The 10558-nt window shown below is 69.5% G+C and carries 8 protein-coding genes; 1 reads left to right on the top strand and 7 read right to left on the bottom strand.

Annotated features, from left to right (window positions below):
• Nucleotides 1-41 precede the first annotated feature (41 nt).
• From ccsB to hemL, 7 genes are all read right to left on the bottom strand, one after another.
• A complete protein-coding gene (gene ccsB / locus STRIP9103_RS24095) occupies nt 42-1157 on the bottom strand; it encodes a c-type cytochrome biogenesis protein CcsB (RefSeq protein WP_009321034.1) in 1116 nt (371 codons plus the stop codon).
• Nucleotides 1154-2911, bottom strand: coding sequence for a cytochrome c biogenesis protein ResB (gene resB / locus STRIP9103_RS24100; protein WP_009321039.1), 1758 nt, complete (start codon nt 2909-2911; stop codon nt 1154-1156). The genes ccsB and resB overlap by 4 nt, the downstream gene beginning before the upstream one ends.
• Before the next feature lie 3 nt (nt 2912-2914).
• Nucleotides 2915-3709, bottom strand: a complete 795-nt coding sequence (locus tag STRIP9103_RS24105; protein ID WP_009321037.1) for a cytochrome c biogenesis CcdA family protein — start codon at nt 3707-3709, stop codon at nt 2915-2917.
• A gap of 1 nt (nt 3710) precedes the next feature.
• Nucleotides 3711-4313, bottom strand: a complete 603-nt coding sequence (locus STRIP9103_RS24110; RefSeq protein ID WP_181800319.1) for a TlpA family protein disulfide reductase — start codon at nt 4311-4313, stop codon at nt 3711-3713.
• 157 nt (nt 4314-4470) lie between these two features.
• Nucleotides 4471-5757 carry a polysaccharide deacetylase family protein gene (locus STRIP9103_RS24115; RefSeq protein ID WP_009321035.1) on the bottom strand — a complete coding sequence of 429 codons (1287 nt, stop codon included), beginning with the start codon at nt 5755-5757 and terminating at the stop codon, nt 4471-4473.
• A gap of 253 nt (nt 5758-6010) precedes the next feature.
• Nucleotides 6011-6706 carry a histidine phosphatase family protein gene (locus tag STRIP9103_RS24120; RefSeq protein WP_009321033.1) on the bottom strand — a complete coding sequence of 232 codons (696 nt, stop codon included), beginning with the start codon at nt 6704-6706 and terminating at the stop codon, nt 6011-6013.
• Nucleotides 6703-8022, bottom strand: a complete 1320-nt coding sequence (gene hemL, locus STRIP9103_RS24125; RefSeq protein ID WP_048820880.1) for a glutamate-1-semialdehyde 2,1-aminomutase — start codon at nt 8020-8022, stop codon at nt 6703-6705. The genes STRIP9103_RS24120 and hemL overlap by 4 nt, the downstream gene beginning before the upstream one ends.
• A gap of 2073 nt (nt 8023-10095) precedes the next feature.
• On the opposite strand from hemL, the gene STRIP9103_RS51810 reads away from it, so the two are divergent.
• Nucleotides 10096-10533 (top strand): hypothetical protein, encoded by a 438-nt coding sequence (locus STRIP9103_RS51810; protein ID WP_048820878.1) that lies wholly within the window; start codon nt 10096-10098, stop codon nt 10531-10533.
• Nucleotides 10534-10558 lie beyond the last annotated feature (25 nt).

The raw sequence follows: 10558 nt of genomic DNA on the forward strand, positions 1-10558 counted from the left end.
AGTACGTACGGAGGAGTACGGGGAGTACGGGGAGTACCGGGTCAGACGCCCGCGTACGAGTGCTTGCCGCTGACGAAGATGTTCACGCCGTAGTAGTTGAACAGCCAGCAGGCGAACGCGGCGATCGCGATGTACGCGGCCTTGCGCCCCTTCCAGCCGGCCGTGGCACGGGCGTGCAGGTAACAGGCGTACGCGACCCAGGTGATGAAGGACCAGGTCTCCTTGGGGTCCCAGCCCCAGTAACGGCCCCACGCGTCACCCGCCCAGATGGCGCCCGCGATGATCGTGAACGTCCACAGCGGGAAGACGGCGGCGTTCACGCGGTACGAGAACTTGTCGAGCGACGCCGAGGCGGGCAGCCGCTCCATGACGGAGGTCGCGAACCGGCCGGGGGTACCGCCGTTCGCCAACTTGCTCTCGTAGGAGTCCTTGAAGAGGTACAGGGCCGTGCCGACCGCGCCCACGTAGAAGACGGCGCCGCAGAAGATCGCGGTGGAGACGTGGATGTACAGCCAGTACGAGTGGAGGGCGGGAACCAACTGGTCGCTGGCGGTGTACAAGACAGTGACGGCAAGACCGAGATCGAGGAGGACGGTCGTGATCAGGGGAAGGCCGAGCCAGCGGACGTTCTTCTTCAGCGCGAGCAGCGCGAGGTACACGCCGACGGCCACGGTGGAGAAGGTGATGTTGAACTCGTACATGTTGCCCCACGGCGCCCGCTCCACCGAGAGCGCGCGTGTCAGCACCCCGCCGAACTCGACGGCGAAGGCCAGCACGGTCAGGGACACGGCGATACGCCCGTAGAGGTCGCCCTGCTCGTCGCCACCGTGCGCCCCGGGCCCGTCCGGCACGTCCCGCGCCCCGGCGGCGGCCCGCACGACCACCTTCGGCCGCTCCAACACGGAGGTCCCACCGGCCGACTTCACGGTCACCGCAGGCACGTCCGCCTTCTTGGCCTCCGCGCCCCCCTTCCCACCGGCGGTCAGCGCGGCAGCCGTACGACCGACCTTGCTCCGACTGCCGAAAAGCCATTCGGCGATGTACGCGAAGAAGGCCAAGGTGTACACGGCCATCGCGGAGTAGATCAGCGTGTTGCTGATGTTCGCGAGATTCTCATTGGTCGCGGCGGCGAGTTCGGCAGCACCGGCGAGAGTCACTTCGTCTCAGCCCCTTCATCAGACAGTTCGGCATCGGAGTCAGCCTCAGCCTCAGCAACAGTTGGAGCCTCGTCATGGATCACCGCAGCAAGGTCACCCAGTTCCTCCGGCACCTTCGCCGACTCACTACGCCCAAGCCCCGCCATCTCGACGACGGTCACCCCGTCAGGCCCGGCGACGGCCCGCACCCACACCCGCCGCCGCTGGATGAACAGAGAGGCGGCAAGACCGAGAATCGCGGTGACGGCCCCACCCAGCGCCCACCCACTCCCGGGCTGCTGGGTGATCTGGAAGCCGGCCCACTCCTTGACACCCTCGAAGGTGACCGACCCGTTCCCTCCGGGCAGCTTCATGGTCTCCCCCGGCTTCAGGTTCTCCCGTACCTGCGCGCCCTTGGAGTCCTTGTACGCCTTCAGCTTCCGCTTCTCCAGCTGGTACACGCTCTGCGGCACACCCGCGTCGACCCCGAGGTCCCCGTGGTACGGCTCCAGGTTCAGCACGGGATTGAGCAGCGCCGGGAACTGCGAGACGACCGCGGTGTTCGGCCCGCCGTAGGAAGGGAGGAAGAACGCCTGGAAACCGAGCTGTTCCCGCTCGCCCTCGGCATTGCGGTAGCCGTCCATGACCTTGATCGCACCGGTGGAGGTGACATTGGCGTCCAGCGGCAGCAGCGGCACCGCGGCGCTGAAGACGACCTTGCCCTTGCCGTCCCGGATGGTGACGACGGGCGCGTACCCATGGCTGACGAGGTAGACCTTGGAGTCGTCGATCTCCAGCGGCTTGTTGACCTCGATCTTGGTCGTCCGCTCCTTGCCCTCGGCGCCGACGGCATAGGAGACGGTCGCCTCGTAGACCCGCGGCGTCCCCTTGTTCGGGCCGGTGGCCTCGTACGTACCCCGGAAGTTCTTCAGGTCGAAGCTGAACGGGTTGAGGTCGTCGGCGCTGAAGAGGTTGCCGGACTTGAAGTCGTCGTACTGCGTGAGGGTGTTGGCGAACCCGTCGCCTTCGAGGATCAGCTTGTTGCCCTCGGACCGGTAGAGCTGGCCCCAGGCGAAGGCGATGAGCATCACGATCAGGGCGAGATGGAAGGCGAGGTTGCCGGCCTCCCGCAGATAGCCCTTCTCTGCGGCGACGGCGTCCCCGGCGACATACGCGCGGAACCGGCGCCGCTTGAGCGCCTTGAGGGCGACCTCGCGCACCTGCTCCGGCGTGGCCTCCGTACGCCAGGTCGCGTACGCGGGCAGCCGGGTCAGCCGCCTGGGGGCGCCCGGCGGACGGCTGCGGAGCTGGCCCACGAACTGCCAGGTGCGGGGCACGATGCAGCCGATGAGCGAGACGAACAGGAGGATGTAGATCGCCGAGAACCACACCGAGCTGTAGACGTGGAACAGCCCGAGCTTCTCGTAGATCGGCCCGAGCGTGTCGTGCCGCTCCATGAAGTCGGCGACCTTGGTCTCGTCCTGCCCCGACTGCGGGATCAGCGAGCCCGGGATCGCCGCGAGCGACAGCATGAACAGCAGGATCAGCGCGACCCGCATGGAGGTCAGCTGCCGCCAGAACCAGCGGGCCCACCCGATCACACCCAGCGAGGGCAGATTGGGGGCGGCGTCCTCCTGCGGCGCGGTGGACAACCGCGCCCCGGCGCCCCCGAGATCACCGTCGTCACCGGCGCCGCTCCCGCCCGCGGCCCCCGAAGAGGCGGCGTCGTTCGCGGTGGCGCCCTTGCCCGTCTCGTTCGTGCTCGTCGTACTCATGGCTCAGATCCCCACGGTGAAGCCACTGGACCAGACCTGCATCTCCTGCACGATGCGGTCCCAGACGCCGGTCAGCATGAGCAGGCCGATCGCGATCATCATCCCGCCGCCGATGCGGAGCACCCACGCGTAGTGCCGCTTGACCCAGGCGAAGGCGCCGAGCGCCTTGCGGAAGGCCACCGCGGCGAGCACGAAGGGCAGGCCCAGCCCCAGACAGTACGCCACCATCAGTACGGCCCCGCGCACCGCGCTCGCCTCTTGCAGGGCGAGGGCGTTCACCGTGGCGAGGGTCGGGCCGATGCAGGGCACCCAGCCGATCGCGAAGAGCGCGCCGAGGACCGGAGCCCCTATGAGGCCGGTCGTCGGCCGGGTGTGGAAGCGGAACTCCCGCTGGGTCAGCCAGGGCATCAGCCCCATGAAGAACAGCCCCATGACGATCATGAGCACGCCCAGGACGGTGGACAGCACGTCCTGGTGCTTCAGGAGCGTCCGGCCGAAGTAGCCGAAGAGCGCCCCGCTGGAGACGAACACCGCGGTGAACCCGAGCACGAACAGCCCGGCCCCGGCGACCATCCGCCCCCGCCGGGCGTCGGCCAGATCGGTGCCGCCGACTCCGGTGACGTACGACAGATAGCCGGGCACCAGAGGCAGTACACAGGGCGAGAAGAAGGAGACGAGCCCGCCGAGCACCGCGACGGGCAGCGCGAGGAGCAGGGCGCCGCTGTTCACGGTTCCGGTGAGATCGGCCGCGGTGGTCAGCGCGTGCGTGGTCGCGGTCACGGTCGTCGTACCCGACACGTCACTTCTCCGCGAGGATCGGCTTGAGCATCTTGCGCAGCAGCTCCTCGGTGAGCGGCTTCTGGGCCCGCGCCGCGAGCTTGCCGTCCCGGTCCACGACGAGGGTGGAGGGGATCATCTGCGGGTTGAGCGCGCCCTTCTCGAAGCGGAGCAGCAGCTTCCCGGTCGGGTCGTACAGGCTGGGGTAGGTGACCTTGAACTCGTCCTCGAAGGCCTGCGCGGGGCGGGTGCTGGTGTCGCGCGTGTTGATGCCGACGAACTGCACGCCCTGGTCGGCGAGGTCCGCCGAGACCTTCACGAAGTTGGGCGCCTCCGCACGGCACGGCGGGCACCAGGAGCCCCATACGTTCAGGACGACGATCTTGCCCTTGTACTGGGAGGCGACGTCGAGCGTGCCGCCGTCGATGGTCTTGCCGGAGAGCGTGGGGGCCGTGGCCCGGTCCCCCTTCTTCACGGTCGCGATCCCGTCGGAGCCGGCGACGAACCCCGTCCCGCCACCACCACCCTGGATGCCCCCGCCCGAGCAGGCGGACAGCACGAGAGTCAGGGCTGCGGCCCCGGCGGCGAGCAAAGCGGCACGACTACGGCTCGTACGGACACTCATGTGAAAAGTTTCGCATGCCCGTTTCGCGACCCCACGGCGGGGTCGACGGCGGATGTTCCACCAGGTCGACGCCGGTATCCGGCCGGATCGGCGGCCGGTTCGGGCCGGGGCGGGCGCCCGGTGTCGGATCGGCTCGGGGACGTGATGCCGGGCACGCTCAGGCGGCCGACCCGGCGCCGAGGAACTGCTTCCAGCCGCCCGTGGGCTCCTGTCCGACCCCGAGGGTCTGGAGCTTGGCGAGGACTTCCGGCTTCTGCGCGTCGAGCCAGTCCACGAACTGCCGGAAGGACACGATCCGTATCTCCCCGTCCTTGGCCTTCTCCTTCTCCGCCGCGATGTGCTTGAGCGCTTCCTCCACGGCGTCCATGTAGACCCCGCCGTTCCACTCCTCGAAGTGGTTGCCGATGAACAGCGGCGCCCGGTTCGTCTCGTACGCCCGCTGGAACCCGGCGACGTACGCCCCGGTGGCCTGCGTGCGGTACGCCGGGTAGTTGGCGGGCGGGGCCTGGGTGGAGTTCTGGGACTGGTTGAACATGATGTTGTAGTCCATGGACAACACCTCGAACCGCCGCCCCGGGAACGGTATGGACTGCAGTGGCAGATCCCACACCCCGCCCTTCTTCCGCGGCCACACCTGAAGCCCGCCGGGCGAGGAGGAGTCGTACCGCCAGCCGAGCTCACGCGCGGTGGGCAGCAGATTCTCCTGCCCCAGCAGACAGGGCGTCCGCCCGCCGATCAGCTCCTTGTCGTAGTCGAAGGGCAGCGGTTCGACGTCGGTCCAGCCGCTGTTGGTCTTCCACTCCTTGACGAACGCCTTCGCCTGGTCGATCTCGCTGCGCCACTGCTTCGGCGTCCACTTGGCGACCGAGCCGTAGCCGTCGCCGCAGAAGTGCCCGTTGAAGTGGGTGCCGATCTCGTGGCCGTCGAGCCAGGCGGTCCGCAGATGGCCGAGCGTCGACTTGATGTGCTCGTCCGTCAGATAACCGATGTCGGACGCGCCGGGCGCGTTGTTCGGCGGCAGGTACTTGCGCTTTTTCGACTCGGGGAGGAGATAGATCCCCGAGAGAAAGAACGTCATATGGGCGTCGTGCTCCCGCCCCGCCTTCAGAAACCGCTCGAAGAGCCCGTTCCCGACATCACCGGCACCGTCCCAGGAGAACACCACGAACTGCGGCGGCGTCTCCCCGACTTCCAGTGCCCTCGGCTTCCCCGGCTGATTCGGCTGCTTCCCCGTGTCGGCGGTGGACCCGTCCCCCAGCGGCTTCACGGGGTTCTTCTTGCCCCCGGAGCCCCCGGAGCCCTTGCCACCCCTGGAGCCACCGGTACCACCGGCCTCACTGGGCCCGCCTCCGAGCCCCGTACCGCACCCGGCGAGCCCCAGGGCGGCCGTGGCACCCACACCCGCACCGAGCCCGAGCATTCCCCTTCGCGATATTTCACGCATTGCATCCCCCTTCGTCAGATCCCTCACCCCTTACGTGAAGGACACCGATTTAGAGGGCGTCGGAAACGCCGGGGTTCCACCGGTCTGGCGCATATTTAAGAGCCTTTGACCCGAATACGCTCAGATGCGGCACCCCATACGCTTCGTGACGGGGCGTACGCCGACGGGGCGGGCGTAGGAAGTGGGCAAGGAAAAGGCCGTACGCCTATAGGAGAGACGTACGGCCTCGGGGGTTCCTCAGTCGCCCGACCCGCTAGGCGCCAAAAGCCTTGTCTTTCCCCTTGACAGGCCTGGCCCCGGCCAGAAGATGCGCCGGCACGAGATCCCGCGCCGGCTCGCTGTACCCCACGGACACGATCTTGTCCCCCTGATACGTGAACGTCGTCAACGACGCCAGCGTGCACTGCCGCCGCCGGGGATCGTGCCAGAGCCGCCGCCGCTCGACGTACGACCGCACTATCCAGATCGGCAGCTGGTGCGAGACGAGCACGGCCTCGTGCCCGCGCGCCGCGTCCTTCGCGGCGTCGAGCGCCCCCATCATCCGTACGACCTGGTCGACGTACGGCTCCCCCCAGGACGGCTTGAAGGGGTTGACGAGGTGCTTCCAGTTCTCCGGCCGCTTCAGCGCGCCGTCGCCGACCCCGAAGGTCTTGCCCTGGAAGACGTTGTCGGCCTCGATGAGCCGCGCGTCGGTGGCGATGTCCAGCCCGTGCGCCTTGGCGATCGGCGTGGCCGTCTCCTGTGCCCGCTCCAGGGGCGAGGCGACGACATACGTGATGTCGCGGGGGGCGAGGTGCTCGGCGACCCGGTCGGCCATGCGCCGCCCGAGGTCGGAGAGGTGGTAGCCGGCGAGCCGCCCGTACAGGACCCCGTCCGGGTTGGCGACCTCGCCGTGCCGCATCAGATGGACGACCGTGATGTCGTTGTCGCCGATGTGGTTGTCGCTCATGCCGCCGTGGCCTCCGCCGCTGCCCGCGCCGCCGCCGGAAGGGCGTCGGCGATCCGCTGAACCGCCTGCTCGTCATGGGCCGTGGACACGAACCACGACTCGAAGGACGACGGCGGCAAGTACACACCCTGCGACAGCATCGAGTGGAAGAAGGCGTTGAAGCGGTACGACTCCTGCGCCTTGGCGTCCTCGTAGTTCCGCACGGGCTGGTCCGTGAAGAACACGGAGAACATGTTGGAGGCGGACTGCACGGTGTGCGCGACGCCTTCCTTGCCGAGTGCCTCGCTGACGAGCCCCTGGATCTGCACGGAGACGGCGTTGACGATGCCGTACGCCGCGTCGTCCAGCAGCCGCAGCTGCGCGAGCCCGGCGGCGGTGGCGACGGGATTCCCGGAGAGGGTGCCGGCCTGGTAGACGGGTCCGGCGGGCGCGAGGTGAGCCATCACATCGGCGCGCCCCCCGAAGGCGGCGGCGGGGAAGCCACCCCCCATGACCTTCCCGAAGGTCATCAGATCAGGGACGACCCCGTCGATCCCGAACCACCCGGCACGGCTGGTCCGGAAGCCGGTCATGACCTCATCGGAGATGTACAGCGCGCCGTTCTCGGCGCAGATGTCCTTGAGCCCCTGGTTGAAGTCGGGCAGCGGCGGTACGACGCCCATGTTGCCCGGGGAGGCCTCGGTGATCAGGCAGGCGATCTCGCCGGGGTGGGCGGCGAAGGCGGCGCGTACGGCGTCGAGGTCGTTGTAGGGGAGGACGATGGTGTCGCCGGCCTGGGCGCCGGTGACGCCCGGGGTGTCGGGCAGCGCGAAGGTGGCCACCCCGGACCCGGCGGCGGCGAGCAGCGAGTCGACGTGCCCGTGGTAGCACCCGGCGAACTTGACGACCTTGGTGCGGCCGGTGAAGCCGCGGGCGAGCCGGATCGCCGACATGGTGGCCTCGGTCCCGCTGGACACGAGCCGCACCTGCTCCAGCGGTCCGACCCGGTCGACCATCTCCTCGGCGAGCGCGACCTCGCCCTCGCCGGGCGTACCGAAGGAGGTACCGCGCGCGACGGCCTCCTGGACGGCGGCGATGACCTCGGGACGGGAGTGCCCGAGGATCATGGGCCCCCATGAACACACGAGGTCGACGTATTCACGGCCATCGGCATCGGTGAGATACGGACCGGTACCGGACACCATGAACCGGGGCGTACCGCCCACGGCGCGGAAGGCGCGCACGGGAGAGTTCACGCCACCGGGCGTGACGGCCGCCGCGCGCTCGAAAAGAGTCTGCGAGACCGGGGCTTCATATGAATAGGGCCGTTGGGGCATGACCTGCGCTTTCTCCAACTTCTCCGACTCCGTCGCTCGTGACGCCTTCAGCGTAGGCCAGCACTCTTTGGCCGCCGTGCGGAAGATCTGAGCCACGGGGCCGCCGGCGAGCCGACCACCGACACGATGCCCGCGTCTCGGCCTTCAACGGTCTGAGAGACTTGGGCCTCGTACGGATAGCTCACACAGGCCATGGTGTCAGAGGCTCCGAAGATCCTGCGGACTGGTGTTTCCACGCACGTTTCGGCGGGCGGTCGCAGGGGAGGTCACTGACACGATGATCGGGTGGCGCGGCGGGGGCCACGCGTCCCAGAAATGCGTTCGGGTGGAGATATGCATCGCGGTGGCGGACTGGGCGAGGGGACCGGTGACCTCGGTCCTCGACGTGCCCGGCGGGGCAGGCACCGGCGCGAGGCGGAGGACACAGCAGAGACAACACGTAAGGACCGGGGCGCTTCCGGCAACACCGGTGGCCCCGGGGGTCCGTCGAGCACGCCGGGCACGCCGGGCATGCCGGGCGCTTTCGGCGCCTCGGGCGCGCAGGGCGGAGCCGCCGACCAGGGCGGCCCGGGCCAGGCTCCGGGTCACGACGGGCAGGGCCAGGGCGGGCCGGGTGCGACCGGTCCCGGGTCGACGGGCCCGAGTCAGAGCGGCCCGTCCGGACACGCCGGCCCGACGGGGCCGTCGCGGGGGTTGGGCCCGCTGGGGTCTTTGGGTTCGTCGCTCGGGGCGCTGAGGTCGCGGGGCAAGTCCGGGCAGTCCGGGCAGCCTGGCCCGTCCGGGCAGTCCGGGCAGTCCGGGCAACCAGAGCAGCCGGGGCGGTCGGGGCGGTCGGGGCGGTCCGAGCAGCCGGGGCATTCCGGGCAACCGGGACAGGCGGGTACGCCGGGGCAATCGGAGGCGCCGGGGCAGCTCGGGCAGTCCGGACAGCCGGGGCGTTCAGGGGCTCCCGGGCAGCCGGGGTTGCCAGGAGAGCCGGGACAGCGGGGACAATCGGGACAACCAGGCTCGTCCGGGCGTCGGCGCGGCTTCAACGGCCCGGAGAACTGGTCGGACCCCGAGCCGTCATCGACCCCGTCGGCCCCGTCCATCCCGTCGACCCCCTCGACCCCGTCGGCCCCCCAGTCGTCGCCGGGATCACAGCCTCCGTATCCCCCGCACGGCCGGCCCGGCGTGTACGGTCCGCAGGGTGCACACGGCACATACGACAGCCAGGGCATCCCGATCGTCCAGAACACCCAGGACAGTCAGGGCATCCCGGTCATTCGCAACACCCAGGACGCTCAGGGCGTCCCGGGCATTCAGCCCTCTCATGGCGTTCAGCCTCCTCACGGCACCCATGGCCCTCAGGACGGGCAGGGCGGGCCGGACTCGCCCGCCGGCCCGCGCGGCGACGCCCCCGGCCGCCACGCCTCACGCGACCGCTCGCGCAACCAGCAGCCGGAGGAAGGCTGGCGTTTCTCCCGCCGCCGACGCGGTGCGCAGAGCCCGCAGACCGAGCCGGACCGCCTCCAGGGCGACCCGACCGGAACGGCACCCGGCACGGACCGGATCCAGCCGGGCACGGACCACCCCCAGCCCGGTATGGACCGGCTCCTGCCCGGAACGGACCGAATGCGCCCCGACGGCACCCGCCCCGAGCACACCGACGATCGGCCCCAGGACCGAACCCAGCCCCCCACGGACCGACCTCACTCCGCCCCGGACCGAATCCCTTCCCACACCGACCACTCCGGGGGCGGTTCCGACCGACTGGAGAACGGCGGTACGGGCCCGCTGCCGAGCGATCGGGCCGGTGACGCGGACGGAACCCCCGGTGAGGGCGCCGACCGGATCCGGGGCGGCGGTTCTGAGCGGATCGGGCGGCGCAGCCGTATGGACGGTATGGACCGTATGGATCGCGCCGATCATGTTGATCGTGTCAATCGTGTGGACGGAATGGATCAGACGGACCGGACGGACCGGCCTGACCTCGTGGATCGCGGAAGCCGCGCGGCTCGCAGACGCCGTGCGGACCGCCTCGACCAGGTGGTCAACCGGCTCCATACGGCGGGGAGCGGGAATGGTGGTCGGGTGGGGGTGACGTACAAATACTTCGGCGCGCCCGACGGCGCGACGGCGGCCCGCGTCCCGATCTCGATGCGCCCCGAGGAACTCGGCGGCGACGAGCTCGGCATGAACGGCATGTTCACCAAGATCAAGCCGGAGACGATGGCCGCGATGGTGCTGACCGGCATCGAAGGTGTGCCCCTCCACAAGGTGCCCCCGCTCGAACTGGTCGTCCTCCACCCCGACTACGCGGTCGTCAAGCTCCCCATGACGGTCGTGGACCCCTTGCGCGGCATCGGCGAGGAAGCGGTCGGCGCGGCGGCCTTCATCTGGTCGACGGTCCCGGACCGAGGCGGCCCCCAGGACGCCTTCAACGTCTACCAACTGCTGCACGAGTGGCAGGACTTCAGCCACCGCCTGCATGAGGCGGGGCATCAGCCGTATTGCCTGGTGTGGCCCTGATCCGGGGTTTCGGTGATGTCGGGCG

The organism is Streptomyces ipomoeae 91-03 (genome assembly GCF_000317595.1).
GTDB lineage: Bacteria > Actinomycetota > Actinomycetes > Streptomycetales > Streptomycetaceae > Streptomyces > Streptomyces ipomoeae.

Excerpts from the sequence above, each read along its gene's own strand:
- resB (WP_009321039.1), bottom strand. The coding sequence starts at position 2,911 with ATGAGTACGACGAGCACGAACGAGACGGGCAAGGGCGCCACCGCGAAC.
- STRIP9103_RS24110 (WP_181800319.1), bottom strand. The coding sequence starts at position 4,313 with ATGAGTGTCCGTACGAGCCGTAGTCGTGCCGCTTTGCTCGCCGCCGGG.
- STRIP9103_RS24115 (WP_009321035.1), bottom strand. The coding sequence starts at position 5,757 with ATGCGTGAAATATCGCGAAGGGGAATGCTCGGGCTCGGTGCGGGTGTG.
- STRIP9103_RS24120 (WP_009321033.1), bottom strand. The coding sequence starts at position 6,706 with ATGAGCGACAACCACATCGGCGACAACGACATCACGGTCGTCCATCTG.
- hemL (WP_048820880.1), bottom strand. The coding sequence starts at position 8,022 with ATGCCCCAACGGCCCTATTCATATGAAGCCCCGGTCTCGCAGACTCTT.